The 16,529-nt window shown below is 35.9% G+C and carries 13 protein-coding genes; 7 read left to right on the plus strand and 6 right to left on the minus strand.

The window, feature by feature from the left end:
• The first annotated feature begins 11 nt into the window (after positions 1 to 11).
• From ACP6PL_RS19505 to psbV2, 6 genes are all read left to right on the plus strand, one after another.
• Positions 12 to 272 carry a hypothetical protein gene (locus ACP6PL_RS19505; RefSeq protein ID WP_426546936.1) on the plus strand — a complete coding sequence of 87 codons (261 nt, stop codon included), beginning with the start codon at positions 12 to 14 and terminating at the stop codon, positions 270 to 272.
• 219 nt (positions 273 to 491) lie between these two features.
• On the plus strand, positions 492 to 1,319 hold the full coding sequence (locus tag ACP6PL_RS19510) for a prepilin peptidase (RefSeq protein WP_426546937.1): 828 nt from the start codon (positions 492 to 494) through the stop codon (positions 1,317 to 1,319).
• Positions 1,320 to 1,672: 353 nt separating this feature from the next.
• A complete protein-coding gene (gene accD / locus ACP6PL_RS19515) occupies positions 1,673 to 2,653 on the plus strand; it encodes an acetyl-CoA carboxylase, carboxyltransferase subunit beta (RefSeq protein ID WP_426546938.1) in 981 nt (326 codons plus the stop codon).
• Between the two features lie 72 nt (positions 2,654 to 2,725).
• Positions 2,726 to 2,914 carry a translation initiation factor IF-2 N-terminal domain-containing protein gene (locus ACP6PL_RS19520; RefSeq protein WP_426546939.1) on the plus strand — a complete coding sequence of 63 codons (189 nt, stop codon included), beginning with the start codon at positions 2,726 to 2,728 and terminating at the stop codon, positions 2,912 to 2,914.
• A 181-nt stretch (positions 2,915 to 3,095) separates the two neighbouring features.
• Complete coding sequence (psbV, locus tag ACP6PL_RS19525; RefSeq protein ID WP_426546940.1) at positions 3,096 to 3,584, plus strand: photosystem II cytochrome c-550; 489 nt, start codon at positions 3,096 to 3,098, stop codon at positions 3,582 to 3,584.
• 145 nt (positions 3,585 to 3,729) lie between these two features.
• Positions 3,730 to 4,230 carry a photosystem II cytochrome PsbV2 gene (psbV2, locus tag ACP6PL_RS19530; protein ID WP_426546941.1) on the plus strand — a complete coding sequence of 167 codons (501 nt, stop codon included), beginning with the start codon at positions 3,730 to 3,732 and terminating at the stop codon, positions 4,228 to 4,230.
• 152 nt (positions 4,231 to 4,382) lie between these two features.
• Here the strand turns inward: psbV2 and ACP6PL_RS19535 are convergent, their stop codons facing one another.
• The 5 genes from ACP6PL_RS19535 to ACP6PL_RS19555 form a co-directional block, all read right to left on the minus strand.
• Positions 4,383 to 6,587, minus strand: a complete 2,205-nt coding sequence (locus ACP6PL_RS19535) for a GumC family protein (RefSeq protein WP_426546942.1) — start codon at positions 6,585 to 6,587, stop codon at positions 4,383 to 4,385.
• 459 nt (positions 6,588 to 7,046) lie between these two features.
• A complete protein-coding gene (locus tag ACP6PL_RS19540) occupies positions 7,047 to 8,564 on the minus strand; it encodes an SLBB domain-containing protein (RefSeq protein ID WP_426546943.1) in 1,518 nt (505 codons plus the stop codon).
• Positions 8,565 to 8,980: 416 nt separating this feature from the next.
• Positions 8,981 to 9,700 carry a cyanoexosortase B system-associated protein gene (locus tag ACP6PL_RS19545; protein ID WP_426546944.1) on the minus strand — a complete coding sequence of 240 codons (720 nt, stop codon included), beginning with the start codon at positions 9,698 to 9,700 and terminating at the stop codon, positions 8,981 to 8,983.
• Positions 9,701 to 10,089: 389 nt separating this feature from the next.
• A complete protein-coding gene (gene crtB, locus ACP6PL_RS19550) occupies positions 10,090 to 10,983 on the minus strand; it encodes a cyanoexosortase B (protein ID WP_426546945.1) in 894 nt (297 codons plus the stop codon).
• Between the two features lie 735 nt (positions 10,984 to 11,718).
• Positions 11,719 to 12,885, minus strand: coding sequence for a DegT/DnrJ/EryC1/StrS family aminotransferase (locus tag ACP6PL_RS19555; protein WP_426546946.1), 1,167 nt, complete (start codon positions 12,883 to 12,885; stop codon positions 11,719 to 11,721).
• 1,156 nt (positions 12,886 to 14,041) lie between these two features.
• On the opposite strand from ACP6PL_RS19555, the gene recA reads away from it, so the two are divergent.
• The gene (recA, locus tag ACP6PL_RS19560) at positions 14,042 to 15,124 is read left to right on the plus strand and encodes a recombinase RecA (protein WP_426546947.1); all 1,083 of its coding nucleotides are present in this window, start codon (positions 14,042 to 14,044) and stop codon (positions 15,122 to 15,124) included.
• A gap of 133 nt (positions 15,125 to 15,257) precedes the next feature.
• Here the strand turns inward: recA and ACP6PL_RS19565 are convergent, their stop codons facing one another.
• Entirely contained in the window at positions 15,258 to 16,136 is an 879-nt protein-coding gene (locus tag ACP6PL_RS19565; protein ID WP_426546948.1) for an alpha/beta fold hydrolase, read from the minus strand.
• Positions 16,137 to 16,529: the final 393 nt, after the last annotated feature.

The raw sequence follows: 16,529 nt of genomic DNA on the forward strand, positions 1-16,529 counted from the left end.
CAGGATTTCTCGTGGTAAACGCTACACAAAAAAGACCAGTAAACTACGCAGATTCAAATATTGCTCTATTACTGACTCCATCCCTACAAAAATTAGCAAAACTACTATATCGCACTTATCTGGAGACTCATCCTGACCAAGTTAGATGTCCCCTGGGTGTTGCCATTAGTCCCGTTACTTATCGAGCTGGTCTAATATTCTCTCAACAGCCAATTTTATTACCAGGTGAATTTTTTGTACCTGTAGATTTAATTGAATCAAAAATTTATTAAAGAGGCAGTAGGGAGTAGGGAGTAGGGTAGAAATAATTGATAATTTATGTACGATAATTGATTTTATTGTTTATTCTTGGAGACGTCTATTAGTTTTGATATAGCAATGATTTATGAAAAAAATCAAATATTACAACTTATGCACGAATAGCTATATTATGCCTTACTGAAAACTCAGTCAAAGATTACTTTTGACTTTTGACTTTTAACTTGCAATATATGGACTTACTCAGAATATGGCCTCTAGCTCTAATTGTATTTGTCCTAGGTGCATCCATCGGTAGCTTTCTCAACGTTGTTATTTATCGGATACCCGCAGGATTATCTATACTTTGGCCTCCATCCCACTGTCCCCAATGTCATAGTCGATTAAAAGCCACAGAAAATATCCCGATATTTGGTTGGCTATTGTTGCATGGACGTTGTGGGCATTGTAGAAATCTTATTTCTATTCGCTATCCGGTAGTAGAATTAATCACTGCCTTACTATTTTTAGTTGTTTTCTGGAAATTTGGAATTACTATCTCAACCCTAGGCTATTGGGCTTTTTTTAGTTGGCTACTAGCTTTATCTATAATTGACTTAGACACCATGACCTTGCCTAATCCTCTCACCCAATCAGGATTAATCTTAGGTTTAGGCTTTCAAATCTTTACCACATTAGAAACAAATTTTCAAGTAAATAATCTAGTCAATTATTTAATGATAGGCATTATTGGGGCAGTAGTGGGTCTATGGCTGCTTGACTTAATATCTATATTTGGTTCTATAGCTTTTGGGCAAACAGTTATGGGTGGAGGAGATGCTAAACTAGCCGCCATGATAGGAGCTTGGTTAGGCTGGAAATATTTACTATTAACTTGTTTTCTTGCCTGTGGTATGGGAGCATTTATAGGTGGAGCAGCGATCGCCATAGGTTTACTAGATCGACGACAACCAATGCCATTCGGACCTTTTTTAGCAATAGGAGCTGGTTTGACGGCGATCTGGGGTAGTGATATATTATCCGTTTACTTTAATCTTTTTTTCCCAGGGTTCTCATCCTGATTTTAAGAAACAGTGGATTTTGGCCATAGTTTCCAAGTTTATAGACGTCAAAACCAAAACTAATAATATTTCCATATAAACAATAGGCTAAATCAACACTCATCAAGCCAAACTTTGCCAAACATTACAGAAATTTTTTTTAATTTATAGTCAACGAACAGAAGTTTAGGATATAGAATTGCGGTAGTATAGCAAAGTATTTAGTCAGTATATTAATCGAGACTTTAAACTATCGCTCTAACCTTAACCTGTACTACTATAGCTCTGTTGTTAGACAAATTATCCGGATAGGTATAAAATACTGAGCTTTACCAAAAATTTAATCACTGAATAATTAATTCAAAAATATTTTAATGTCTCTATTTGATTGGTTTGCAAATCGACAAAAACCAGCCCAGAACTCTCAACAAAGACCTGAACGAGAAATTGCTGATGGACTTTGGCTTAAATGTGAAGCTTGTGGGGCTCTAACTTACACAAAAGACCTCCAAGCAAATCAAATGGTTTGCCTAGAATGTGGACACCATATACGAGTATCTAGCGAAGAGCGGATTCAGCAGTTGATAGATAGTAACACCTGGATGCCAATTAACGAACAAGTTAGAGGAACAGACCCCTTGAAATTCCGCGATCGCAAACCATATAGCGATCGGCTCCAAGAATATCAAAGAAAAACTGGACTTCTAGATGCTGTACAAACAGGTATCGGTAACATTGAAGCTGAACCTGTGGCCTTGGGAGTTATGGACTTCAGATTTATGGGAGGAAGTATGGGTTCAGTAGTTGGAGAAAAACTGACCCGATTAATTGAAAAGGCTACTCAAGAAAGTTTACCTGTAGTAATTATTTGTGCTTCTGGTGGAGCCAGAATGCAAGAAGGAATGTTAAGCCTGATGCAAATGGCCAAGATATCTGGTGCCCTAGAACAGCACCGAGAAGCTAAACTGCTATACATTCCAGTTTTAACTCATCCAACTACAGGAGGTGTAACTGCAAGTTTTGCCATGCTTGGAGATATTATTATCGCTGAACCAAAGGCAACAATAGGTTTTGCTGGAAGACGAGTCATTGAACAAACAGTCCGTGAAAAATTACCTGAAAACTTTCAGACCTCTGAATATCTATTGGAACATGGTTTTGTAGATGCCATTGTACCTCGTACCCAATTAAAGAAAACTCTGGTTCAGTTAATCTGCCTACATAAACCTCATTCTGTTACTTTGAGTTCTGTTGAATCCTTAGAAGCAGGACCATACTGTCATTTACCCTTTCCAGCAGAGCAACATCATCTATCAACAACTGATAATAAGATTCAACCTACACCTCAGAATTAAATTCTGGCTACTGTAAAGGAATTTTTTTATTTAAATGGCTTTATCTAAGATTATAAATAGAGTGAGAATATTATGGGTTTCGCTGATATATCAATCCAAGAAATAGCAGAAGACTTTAATGTCCATGTAAATGAGGTGCTTCATCTTTGTGACCAAATGGGGATATCTTATAAGCATTCTCAAACCCGTTTGGCCTTAGAGGATGCCAAAGCAATCATGTCTCATATATTGGCCCAACAACAAAAATCTGATTCCGAATAGAGGGGTCTAAATACTTGACTAATTGACACCTGAACACTGATAAATAAAAATTAGATCAAAGTTCAGTAAACGTGAAGTCCAGTTATTTCACGGAAATATTTCAGTTATTTCACGGAAATATTTCCAGTAATGAACATACCTGTGTTGGTTGATTAACTTGCCAGTTTTAAGGAGAAGAAACTTGAAAAAATTTTTCATAGCTGTAGTTGCCATACTATTCTTGACGTTTCAAACGTTCATTAATAGTGCTACTGCAGCCGAATTAACTGATAACGATCGGACTTTACCTCTCAATGATGAAGGTCAAGAAGTTGTACTAAGTATTAAGGAATACACAAGGGGGAGACGTGTATTTAATAATGTTTGTTCTCAGTGTCATGTAGGAGGAATTACCAAAACTAATCCTGATGTTTCTCTAGATCCAGAAGTTTTATCATTGGCCTATCCGCCACGAGATAACATAGAAGGTCTTATAGACTATATGGAAAATCCTACTACTTATGATGGGTTTGTCGAAATATCTGAGTTTCATCCCAGTATTAAGAGTGCCGATATTTACCCAGAAATGAGAAATCTCACAGAGGATGATTTATACGCGATCGCTGGTTACATTCTTGTACAGCCTAAAGTTTTAGGCAAAGGATGGGGCGGTGGTAAAATCTTCCGTTAAAATTCTTTTTTTTAAACATTGATTGATGGTTTTAGATTATTGTTTTTTTGATGGGAAAAAAATCTAGTTTTCTCTTCATTAAACCCTAATCTAAAATCAATTATTTATATTTGATATTTGTAGTTACCAAAGTAATAAAAGTATTATGTTTAATAAATCATTACTGCTTCGTTTTTTACTAATAATATTGATTATTTTTCAGGTAATAATTTTTGATACTCAATCAGCTCAAGCTGCAGTAGATTCCTATGTCAAAAGATTTTTAGATGCACAAACACCAGTAGAAATCAAACTAAATCAACAAGGTGAAACAAAGAAATTTTCTGCTGAAGATTTCTCTGAGGGCAAACAGATTTTTGCTAAGAATTGCCTTAACTGCCATGTAGGAGGAGCAAATTTAGTCAACCCTCCAATATCTCTATCCTTAAATAACTTAAAGGGAGCAACACCACCACGAGACAATCTTGATAATCTAGTTGCTTTTTTCAGAAACCCAATGATATATGATGGCAGTGATTATACATTTTTCTGTCGTCAAGTTACTGAAAATTGGATGTCTCAAGAGACAGTAGAAAAAATGGGTGCATTTATTTTAAGAGCAGCAGAAAAAGCTCCTGCTTGGGGAGTAGAAGGGATTGAACAATAAATTCAGCTGGAAAAAAATAATCATTAAATAATTGATTTGAAAAGAAGAAAGAGCCAATAGCGATCAACAATACGATTTTCAATTGAATTATCTTAAATTTAAGGTGTAGTAGAGACCTTGAAACCAAAGTCTCTACAGTTATAAAAATATTATCAACTATGAACCTCTGTTACTACTCCTGCTGTAGATGCTGTAGCTCCAATACTAGTTCTAGGTGAATCAGCGATCTGTGGTTCAGAGATATCCAAATCATCCAATGGTTCCAATGGAAATTCTACAGGAAGATCAGCCCCGTTGACCACAACTCCTAAAAACTTAGGACCAGACTTACTAGATTCATCCTCTTCATCATTTGTTAGCTGTTCTATAACTTCTGTCAGCATGCCTGATAGAGTATACTTTGGTCGAGTCACAATAATCATCCCATCAGTATATGGCTCTAGAATGAAAGCATCATTATTCTGAGTCATACAAGGAGCATCAAGGAGCACAAAGTCAAAACGATGTCGCGAGTCTGAAAGTATCCTTCGCATTTCACTGGATTCAATGATAGCTCCTGGTTGTTTGAAAACACCAGGACTAGGTATCACATAAAGATTTTCTATCTCTGGCACTTGTCGAATACAATCATTAACATCCCCATAATAACGAAGTGGTTCAGCATAGCTATGGGGATGAGGAACAATGTTGAGAGACTCAGCTTTTGATGGAGACCTGAAGTCTGTTTCAATAACCAGTGTTCGTTTACCTGCTCGTGCAGCAGCGATCGCCAAATTGTAAGCACAAAATGTTTTCCCTTCTCCTTTAGCTCCACTACTCAAAAGCAAAACTTTTGGGGCTTTACTTCCCTGACGATGCAAATTTGTCCGCAACTTTTCATAGAATTCTAGATAAGGTGAATTACGCTCTAGTAACAAAGGCATTTCCTCCACATCTATATCTGGGTCAAAAAGCATCACATCAGGCAACAAACCCAATAAAGGCACATCTTTTTCCTTTAAAGCTGTTTTGATTTCCTCCCAAGAATAGAACTTGCCAGAAAGCATTCCCAATACAAAAATTAAGCCTCCACCAAGAACTATACCTGCCAGTCCTCCCATTGCCATCATTAAAGGCAAACTTTTTTCTGCTGCCTCACCCTTTTTAGCCACACCAGCTTTTTGAGCAATAGCTAAACTGCTAGTTATCTCTGCCTCCGCTGCTTCAGCATCTTCTAAAGTAGTTTGCATACTATCAAGACGAGACTTCTTCACAGCAACTTCTTCTTGTAAATTAGCTAATTCTAATTGCTTATCGGGGATAGTCTTATACTCAAATTCCAATTCCTTCTCAGTTTCAATAGTTGTTTGTAGCTGTCGCTCTAACTGCTCTTTTTGAGCTTTCAGAGCAATTAGAGTTTCTGACAACTGTTGTCTGGTAGGATCTAAAGAAGCATCAACCCGAATTTGATCTACCTGTCTCAATGGTGCTGCAATACCATTACCTCCTAAAACTTCTGCCGCACGTTGTTGTAGCTGTTTTTCTGCAACTTGTTTTTGCCTACGCAACTCAACTACAGGTGGATATTCTTCTGTAAAATCTAATAATAACTTATCTAATTCATTTTCTACTTGATACAACTGCACTCGGAGATTTGCTATAATTGGATCGGCTGCGAGTGCTCGCGCTACATAAGCTTGATCTGCAGTTAACCCTAACTGTTCCTCTAAACTATTAATTTGAGCTTCTACTCCTTCTAACTCTAACTTAATCTGAGTTTGTTGTTGTCTGCTGCCTGCGATTGCTGCTGGTAAAGCGGCTGCTCTTGATGTGATCAACAAAGCTTCTTCGTCTCTTTCAAATTTTTGTAGTTCTTGTTGAGCGTTTCTCAAGTCTTCAATTGCTGCAGGCAAACGTTTTTTAACTTCATCAATAATTGTTGTTTGATAAGTAGCATTAATTTTTCTGCTTTGCTTGACGATTTCTGCCATCAGTGCATCTACTGCTTCTACAGCTTTTTCGGCATCGGTATCTTCATAAGATAAATAGTATATACCTGCTTTTACAACTAATTTTGCCCCCTTCAGCTTTCTGGGGTCTACCAAAACCTTTTCTGCTGCTGCCTGTCTAACTTCATCATTTAGCAGCATATCTGGGGTAACTGTCGCAGCTCTTTCTTGGATTGTACTACCAGTATTAGAAAATAATATAGGAGGACTAATACTCCTCAATGTACCTAGAATTGTATGTTTTGGTTCAGGAACTGGCTGCAAAGCAACTATTCCTGAAACACCTACTGCTACTGCGAAAGTTGCTACTCCCACCCACTTGTATAGTCCTAAAGCAATTAAATAACGTTTAACAATTGGTATAGCCATAATCCAGTTTTTATTGATAAATAGAATATATTGAGAATTTAGTTTTTAGGTATTCGAGCCATTGAATATTTTATTCGATTATATATCTACATTTTTCGCCAACATCCTTACCTTCAATAGATAATCATATTTAATTTTAAATTGACTTGATTAGCTAATTATTATACTGAGTTAATTAAATTTAATAGCTGAGCGATCAACTAAATCTTAAACTTAGTCTGTTGCTTATTACTGTCCACAGGAAGGGGGATTTAGAAAGCAATGAGGTTCACCGAATTATTACTTTCTGTAGCAATCTTTGGCATAATAGTCAAATTGAGAGATTGCCTTAGCTGAGAATATATTATATGAGCTTAACTTATTTTATTATTACCTTACTTCGGACAAAATATGATTTTCTTTCTAGCATCTTTATCAATTAGCTCTAATTATTTGCCTATTCCTAATTATGAATTTTCATTAATTATTATTATTATTTCTACGGTTATTACCACTGCCACCACCAAAGAATACGTTAGAGGTATCTTGTTGTAAAGACCGGAAAAACAGTACAAATTCCAGTGAACTTCTGATAGGAAGTGTATATTTCTCAAATAGATAATTAAGTTGATTAATCCAAGTACGATCAATAACAACTATATCCTCATTCTGAAGTAAAATATTTTGAGAACTATCGCCAAATATTGCTTTTGTCCCATCCAGCTCCCGCCTAATTATTTTCCTTTTTTCTTTGTCAAATCGAATTAAATTAATTGCTTTCAAATCTGCTGACTCTACTGCTATGCCATTGAGAATATCTATTAATCTGCTACCATTCGGGAGATTAGTAGTAGCTAAAGTGTCATTAGGATTACTAAAAATACGAATAGTAATTTGTTGTTGACTCAAAGTCGATTTACCAACTAGTTCCCGGTCATAACCAAAGTCTGACCCTGGTTCTAGTGTGGGTACAATCACAGCATCCCCATCCTTTAAGGGAATATTGGGCAAGTCAGTAGAATTTTGCAAAGGAGTATATAAATCAATTGTTTCTTCAATCACAGTACCATCGCCTAAGGTCCGGCGGACTAAAATCCGTCGCAGATCGGCAGTCAGGGAAGCACCACCAGCAGCTAATAAAGCAGAAGATACCTGATTTGCAGGGTAATAACCAGGTCGAGTTACTTCCCCATTTACAGTAACAATTCCAGTAGCTACCGCTCCTGCCTGACTATAATTAGTGAGTAACTCTCTGTCTTTTTCTTGAGGTATAATAGACTTCTGAGAAGGTATAATTACTACATCTCCATCTTCTAAACGTAAATCTGGGGGAGAACCACCTTCTTGTAGTGGGGTTAAAATATTTACTATCTGACTAACTACAGAACCATCAGCTAAGGTCCGACGCACTTCTACATTCCGCAGGTCTGCTGTAAAAGTTGTCCCACCTGCTGCTGCTAAAGCATCTGAAATTTGATAATTTCCTCCTACTGGATAATAACCAGGTCTCGTAATTTCTCCGGCAATTGTGATTCGGACTGGACGTTGGACAACTAAGGATATGGATACTTCTGGATTAATGATAAATTTATTTAGCTCAGAGGTAATTTTTGCTATTGCTTCTAATATGGTTAAATCTTGTAATAACACAGTTCCTATCAGAGGCATTTGAATTGTACCTTCTGGACCTATAGTTGTCGCTACATTTAGGTCAGCAAATCTTTGAACTTGAATCGAAAGTTGGTCTCCCGGTCCGAGTAAGTAACGTCTTAATCGTAAATCTGGGTCTGAGTCGAAATTGGGATCCAAGGGTGGAGAACCTATGGACGGGGATTTTATATTAGTTTGTGCAATATTTTTTTTAGAGTTATTAGGTAATTGGAGTTGCCCATAAGCAGTTTTGGGAAAAACCAACCCAGCTAAGGATAATATTATGACACTAGAGTAAAAGTTGGCTAAGGATAAAGAAATTAACTTTCGAGAATGGTGGTTAATCATAAGCTTTGAAGTTGCTTTTTTTGATTAAGTTTTGTTGTAGAGTTGACAAATATTTACTCACCCTAATCGGGAGTCTAAGCTGAAACTGTGGGAAAAAACCTAAATACTTAACTTTGTTCCCTTCTAGGATAAGGGGGGATAAATCTCCCTTATATTTGTAGGACAGAGGTTGAATAAAAGGTATTAATCTGCTGAAATTTACTAATATTCTTCAGCTAAATGTGCTACTACTTAAATTTTAATAAATTTCCATCAGTTATGCCAATTCAATTCAATAATTTGACTTTAATTATCAGAAATAATCGCAAAAATTTTTGTTATTTAAACTTTTCAGCCAATATAATTTTAACTTCTGACTTTTGAGTTTTGAATTTCGTGACAATGATATAACTAATTCTGTTCGTGATATTTCAAGCTTATTTAAATACTTCTGTCATCAGTGATGCTTGAATTTTTTGCCCGATAGATATCAGTTGTGGCAGATAGGGGTCTATATCTGCTAAAGGTTCAATAGGTAGTAAAATATTAACTGCTACCCAAGTTACTCGCTTTTTGGATATCATCGCTAATCTATCCTTCCAAAACCAATCACCAGTTTCTGGACTACCTCCTCCAGGCCAAGCATACCATTGCATAACTGCATAAGTTTGTTTATTTGTCCAGCCTCGAAAGAATCTAGCTTCTATATTAGAAGATTGCTTTTGTGAGTCTGTAGTTTCATTCCCATTCCCTGCTATTTCCAAGGTAAATTTCACTCGCTGGTGAAAATCTGTTTTCCAGCGATTAAATCCGTTTATATCCATCCATTCTACTTGGGGTTTGTCTCTAGGTCCATTCGGAGTTAAAAGTAACAAAACTACAGATTTATTATCCTGTTTAACTTTTTGCAGCAACCATTTATGGTCAGCAATCATCAGTTTTTGATGAGATATAGTTGGCAAATCAGAAATAGTTAATCCGTCTTCTCTTATTTGTCTTAAGTTTTTGAAATTAGTCATTTGGGCTGTATTTTTCCATGGTAATTTTCCTGTGATATAACCAGGAACAGCACCTACTACTAAAACAATTAACAAAAACACGAGTAATATCACTTTGGAAAGTTGATATTTGTGAAATAATTTAAAACTGTAAACCATAAAAAATAATGATAATTTGTAAACATTCAAATCTTAGTACTCAGCTATCCTCTTATAGAATAAATGCTTTATTGATTGTCAGTAAATAATGAATAATTCCTTCTAAGTTTAAAGGAGAGTACTTTACCAGTAACTTTTAATTCTCTCTCAATTTCTCAATTTATTTTACCTCCTGTTCTAAGTAATAGCTGATGGCTGAATGCTTACAATAATTTAATTTGGCTATGAGATTATCTGAATCACCAGAAATAATTGCACGACTATTTATGAATTATATTTCTATATAATATAATGCTTCTCAAGTTACTGAAGTACAATTGTTTTTTCTTTTCTCTGTTAACTGTTCCCTAAAATACTCAAACTTTGTACCTCAATTCAGATGACAATTTCTATATATTAGACTCATTTGGAGAATCGACTGATTTTGTGAAATAACTATCTACCCAGTTCATAATCAGAATTAATAAGCCTAACATACAGGCAGAATACATATCTCCACCCCATCCATCATGTAACCAATGAAAAGCTTCATCCTGACCTGTACCATGAAAAATTGTTAGTAAAGTATTTCTCAAAATATTTGCAGTGACACTAATTGATACTGTACTAACTAGTAAAAAAGTTGTCTTGGCACGACTTCCTATAGCCCCAGTCCAATAAAGTAACATTAGAGAAACATAGATACTGGTAAATAACATTTTTAAACCTGCACAATGGGGCGCAACTTCGACAATTCTATCCCCGACATATAAGTATATTTGTTCAACAGTAACCTCCATGTTCAACTGAGTTAAAATAAACCCAGCAACTGCAGCAATAAATTTCTGTAGAGGTAAGGCATAAGGTTCAATTAAGTAGGGAATATGATTAGGACTAGCAAGCAAAATAAATAGTAATGGCATACCCATTAATTTGAAACCAGGTATTCCTTTAAACCAAAGGCAAATGGCTGCCAATATTATGGGAAAAGATAAGTTTATTAAGTCTGGAATACCACTGATATACCATACTCCTGCAATTCCTAATAATACTGCTCCCAGAGGATGAGAAATATTTGGTAAGTTTTGCCATTGATGGCGATTATTCCAAACAATATAACCAGCAAAAGGTATACCTATTATTCCATGACTAAAATATTCATGTTCTATACTGATACTTTTATTGAGCCACCCATCATACCAATAGATTATTAATGGAACATACATCAAGAAGATTAGGGCAAAGATGGCTATTGTCAGTAAATTTTGTTCAATAGCAATAGGGAATTTTTGACGGCTTTGCATATTTTTTAGTTATATTGATGCTAATTAAAACAGTTAACAATTTAGACTATATCTTTTTAAAAGATATACAACATATTGGAGGTTAATTAAGTACAGATATTAATGTTAAAACTATTGTGTAAGCCTTGCCCAACTATCTATACTTTACTTATATCAAATATGCTGTAAATTCAGAATTTTTGAACTAGGTAGATGATGAAAAAAATATTCTATTTTTCTACTTATCCTAATTGTATAACTCAAATTCATTGATTTTATACCATTTCACTCTCCATAACTCAGAAATAGTTTCAGAACCTGGAGTGTAAAATAATTCCTAGCAATACTTGTGAGTTAAAAAGCGTTTAGCAATTCAGTAAACCTCGTACGGAAGAGTCGCCTCTTTCAGAGGAGCTGCACTAATGCTAATAGGTTAAATACCTCTTAAAATTAGACGACTTATAGAAGTCAATTAGGCGATAAGCTAGAAGTCGGGGATTTAGATCTAAGCTTTTCTGTTCCGGAATGCTGCTTCTTACAAAGTAGCTTTGAAACGCTTTTCATGTCGCTCCGTGAAACGCAAACAGATACCTAATTATATGCACAAATTTTTAGGCTGATAGCTAATAGCTAGTTAAAAGTTGAAGCCAATAGTATCTATTTTTTTGATTTTTGACTTTTTACTTCGGTGAAATGGTATAGATGATATTTTTGAGAAAACACCCTGAGCTTGAAAATCAATTAAACTAATAGTGACTAATTGATAATTTGACTAATTGTCTCAACAACGTGATTAATTTGTTCTTCACTAATTACAGGATACATTGGTAAAGATAGAATCTGTTTACTCAAAGTTTCACTGTTAGGAAAGTCTCCTTGTTTATAGCCTAAGTTTTGGTAAGCTGGTTGGAGATGACAAGGTATAGGGTAATGAACACCAACAGAAATTCCCGACGCTCCTAATTTCTCTTTCAAGGTATCGCGCTCAACAGGAGATTTGTCAGTGACTCGAATCACATATAAATGATAAATATGACCACTACCACTCAAATTGTGTATGGGAATAATACCTTTCTCTTGGATGGGGCTGAGGAGGGTCTCATATTTTTGCGCTGCTTGATTGCGATCGCTATTCCAACCTTCTAAATAAGGAAGCTTGACATTTAGTATGGCAGCTTGTAAAGTATCTAGCCTACTATTAGTACCTGGCTCCTCATGGACATATTTTTTAGGTGCCCCATAATTACGGAGGCTTCGCATTTTACTTGCCACCTCTGAGTCATTAGTAATAACTATTCCTCCATCCCCAAAACAACCTAAATTTTTACTGGGATAAAAGCTAAAAGCAGCAGCAGTACCAATACTGCCACCACGGTATCCTTCTCTTTCAGCCAAATGAGCTTGGGCTGCATCTTCAAATATAATTAGGTTGTTAGCTTGAGCAAAATCTTTAAGTTCTCTAGGAGCTACCATTTGACCATAAAGGTGTACTGGCAATATTACCTTGGTGTTCGATGAAACAGCTTTTTGAGCTGCTTCTAGGTCAATTAAGGCAGTTTCAAGATTGCAGTCTACTAAAACTGGGGTAGCACCAGCGTGAAGTACACCTATTAAAGTAGCAATAAATGTGTTAGCTGGTAAAATTACTTCATCTCCTGGACCAATACCACAAGCTTGCAGTCCAAGTGTTATAGCATCTGTGCCACAAGCAACTCCAATGGCATTTTCAACTCCACAAGCTTTAGCGAATGAGGACTCAAATTTTTCTACTGCTTGACCAAGTATAAAATCTCCTCTTTCTAATACTGTGTGAATCGAATTTTCTAATTCACTTTTAAGTGGTTGATGCTGGAGTTTTAGGTCAACGAAAGGAATATTTTTTGGCATACTCTTATAATATCTATCGGTTGTTTGGAAACCCATCAGATTTAGCTATGGTCTGAAAAACCATCGGCGACTTCTGTCACATTCTCCTTAAGGGGCGAAGGATTCCTGTTTTTGGGTATTTTTTTATACATTAAGTTGGCTTAGTTGGTACGTATAAGATAGCACAAATAAGTCTTGGAAACGATCGGGGCATAAGATTATATTCTAGTAATCTATAAAATATTGCTACAAATAAGTCTGATATGTATAGCTTAAGTTAGAAGTTAAATTTTTACTGTGACTAAATTTGAGAGGCGTGAGAATGTCCTAAGTGCCCTGATGACTGCTAAGTAGTCTTGCTTTTAGGAATTTCCTAGTTAAGAGAGGCAACAGCGAGTTAGTAGGATGTTTCATTAATTGAATAATGGATAATTACCTCTAGTTAAAACCGAGAGGATTGAAGATCAGGAAATCTTTTTAATTGATAATGTATAGTCGATAATGAAAACTATCTCTAATTATCAATTATCCATTGGAAAAGAGAGACTTAAAACTGAATTGATTAATTATCAATTATCCACCAGTAATTAATTTTGCTTATGCGTTTATAAAATAATCATCAATGATAATCTGGTGCTTCACCACAATAATTTATCAGGGATCGACACTGGTTATAGTTTTGATCGCAAGAAAATAAAGTCTCAAGCTCGACCTTTGAAGGGGATAGAAAAAGATAGTACAGAATTTTCTTGGCTCCGTATTCGATTAGGTACTTTGAACTATTAATTGATAACTGAAATGACCTCAAACATCTCTAAGTCCCTCAAGTTGCCTTCGTGGACTACTAGAAATTACCAAGGATAACCTATAGAAGCCATTTGGTATCTTTGCTTGGGACTAAATTTTTGAGGCACGGAGTCATCTGTAGCATATAGCAAATACACCAAAAAGATGGAAAAATATTCCAATACACCCCATCTCTCTATCACACCATCTATTTTTCAATAGATCCCAAATGGGTTCTATAAAGTCCATTTTTTTCTATATTTATCTTCTCAATCAGGTCTCTTCGCCTAAGTTATATAATCTTAATAATATTTTATATGTATTATCGAATAATAGAATTTTAAAAATGTTACGATTATGCAGTATGAAAAACTACATATACCCTTATGGGTAGCCATTATCTAGTGTAAGTTGGGAAAAAAAACAAATGGCTTCAGCTACAGATAATAAAGAAAAACAAAAAGCTTTAGATTCAGTCCTGAAAACGATAGAAAAAAGTTTTGGTAAAGGGTCAATTGTCCGTTTGGGAGATGCTACCCGCATGAAGGTAGAAACAATCCCTAGTGGAGCACTGACCTTAGATTTAGCATTGGGAGGAGGCTTACCCAAGGGCAGAGTTATTGAAATTTATGGGCCAGAAAGTTCGGGTAAAACAACTCTTGCTTTACACGCGATCGCTGAAACTCAGAAAACTGGAGGTATTGCCGCTTTTGTAGATGCGGAACACGCTCTAGATCCTACTTATGCTGCTGCATTAGGAGTAGATATTGAAAATTTATTGGTCTCTCAACCTGATACTGGTGAGATGGCCTTGGAAGTAGTGGATCACCTTGTTCGTTCTGTAGCTGTTGATATTGTAGTTGTTGACTCAGTAGCAGCATTGGTACCTAGAGCTGAAATTGAGGGAGATATGGGAGATTCTCACATGGGTCTCCAGGCTCGTTTAATGAGTCAAGCCCTACGGAAAATTACAGGTAATATTGGTAAATCTGGTTGTACGGTAGTTTTCCTTAACCAACTTCGTCAAAAAATAGGTGTTGTTTATGGTAACCCAGAAACCACTACTGGTGGTAATGCTCTTAAATTCTATGCTTCGGTCAGACTTGATATTCGTCGTACACAAACTCTGAAGAAATCTTCAGAGGAATATGGTATTCATGCTAAGGTAAAAGTTGCTAAAAATAAGGTTGCTCCTCCATTCCGCATTGCTGAATTTGATATTATTTTTGGTAAAGGAATTTCTAATGTCGGTTGTATTATTGACTTAGCAGAAGAGACAGATGTAATAAAACGTAGAGGTGCTTGGTACAGCTACGAAGGAAGTAATTTTGCTCAAGGTCGAGAAAAAGCTATTGCTTATATGGAAGAAAATATTGACTTTGCCAGAAAAATTGAAGATAAAGTTCGGGAGCAGTTAAGTGACGGTGCTGTGGTTTCTGCTAATTCTGTAGCGCGGGTTGATGAAATAGAAGACGACGAAGATGAGGATGAAACTCTAGAGGAAGAGTAAATTTTAGCTGGAGCTTTGTGTCATCTCACCCCAAATCACAGATTATGGTATGAGATGTCAGCATTAAACTATATTAATTTAAAAATGTCGAAGAATAGGCACATTCTATAGAATGTGCCTATAGAATATTTGATTATTTTTTCCCGAAAAAATTCAGCAACTCTCGATTTACTGTATGGGGTACTTCTTGCTGAATCCAATGACCACAGTCAGGAATAACTTTTAACCAGAAAGGAGCAGCAATTAATTTGTCTAAACCTTCTGTAAGTTTTTGACTTAAAAAATAATCTTCTTTACCCCATAAAATTAAAGTAGGTGCTGTAACTTGTTGTTGCTTAGGGTTGAAGTTTTTTAGCCAGTTTTGAGGCAAAAGAAATTGACGATAGTGATTAATTGCAGCGACTAAAGCTCCTGGTTTTTCTAATGCTGCTTGGTATATCTGAGTAATTTCAGCAGTAAAGGCGCTTTTACGAATGGCTTGTCCTTGGAAAACTCCTTTGATAAATTCTCTTAAGTTTTGCTGAATTAGCCATTCAGGAATTCCTGGAACTTGAAAAGCTAATATATACCAACTTCTGCGTATTTGATCTACATTTCCTGCCAGTTCTTGAATCAGTTTTTGTGGATGTGCTGCATTCAAGATTGCTAGACGGTTTAAGTATTGAGGAAATTTTTGAGCTAGGTGCCATGCGATCGCTCCTCCCCAATCATGGCCAACAATATGTGCTTTGACATAACCCAAACGTTCAATTAGTCCTCGAATGTCAGCAGCTAAAGTATCTAAGTCATAACCACTATCTGGTTTGTCCGAATCATTGTAGCCTCGTAAATCGGGAACTACAACCTTGAAATGACGTGCTAATGCCGGCATTTGATAGCGCCAAGAATACCAGAATTCTGGGAAACCATGAAGGAGTATGACTAATTCTCCCTCACCTTGAGTAACACAATGTAGGCGAATATTATTGGTGTCTACAAAGAAATGTTGCCATTGAGATTCCAGAAGACTCATAGTTTGCAATCAACTCTCCTATCTTGCCAGACCTCTGTATACTTTGTTAGTAGTAATTTGTGTCCAGCTAATGTTAAATTTTTAACTTATCTATATCTATAATACTAACATCTGGTTAAGCCACATTGTAATATTGATAGACAAGTAGCTTTTACTCTCTGGGTTAGAGCAATTATTAGGTTGCCAATTTTTATACTTATAGGACTTATCAAAAGAAACCCGGTTGCTTGGAGAAATTGCTTGTTTGAACAATTTCAATTTATAGAAGCCATTTGGTATCTATTTAACAAGTTGCAAGTCCAACAGCCATCGGGGTTTGATGATTCTAGCAGCCATTTTTCGTAATTTTTTGGTCTCCTGAACCCCTACAGTTATTAAGCTACTTCAAACGGC

Origin of the sequence: Dapis purpurea BLCC-M126 (genome assembly GCF_050015975.1) — a bacterium.
GTDB lineage: Bacteria > Cyanobacteriota > Cyanobacteriia > Cyanobacteriales > Microcoleaceae > Trichodesmium.

Coding starts and splice junctions, on each gene's coding strand:
- ACP6PL_RS19510 (WP_426546937.1), top strand. CDS start 492: ATGGACTTACTCAGAATATGGCCTCTAGCTCTAATTGTATTTGTCCTA.
- accD (WP_426546938.1), top strand. CDS start 1,673: ATGTCTCTATTTGATTGGTTTGCAAATCGACAAAAACCAGCCCAGAAC.
- ACP6PL_RS19520 (WP_426546939.1), top strand. CDS start 2,726: ATGGGTTTCGCTGATATATCAATCCAAGAAATAGCAGAAGACTTTAAT.
- psbV2 (WP_426546941.1), top strand. CDS start 3,730: ATGTTTAATAAATCATTACTGCTTCGTTTTTTACTAATAATATTGATT.
- ACP6PL_RS19535 (WP_426546942.1), bottom strand. CDS start 6,587: ATGGCTATACCAATTGTTAAACGTTATTTAATTGCTTTAGGACTATAC.
- ACP6PL_RS19540 (WP_426546943.1), bottom strand. CDS start 8,564: ATGATTAACCACCATTCTCGAAAGTTAATTTCTTTATCCTTAGCCAAC.
- ACP6PL_RS19545 (WP_426546944.1), bottom strand. CDS start 9,700: ATGGTTTACAGTTTTAAATTATTTCACAAATATCAACTTTCCAAAGTG.
- crtB (WP_426546945.1), bottom strand. CDS start 10,983: ATGCAAAGCCGTCAAAAATTCCCTATTGCTATTGAACAAAATTTACTG.
- ACP6PL_RS19555 (WP_426546946.1), bottom strand. CDS start 12,885: ATGGGTTTCCAAACAACCGATAGATATTATAAGAGTATGCCAAAAAAT.
- recA (WP_426546947.1), top strand. CDS start 14,042: ATGGCTTCAGCTACAGATAATAAAGAAAAACAAAAAGCTTTAGATTCA.
- ACP6PL_RS19565 (WP_426546948.1), bottom strand. CDS start 16,136: ATGAGTCTTCTGGAATCTCAATGGCAACATTTCTTTGTAGACACCAAT.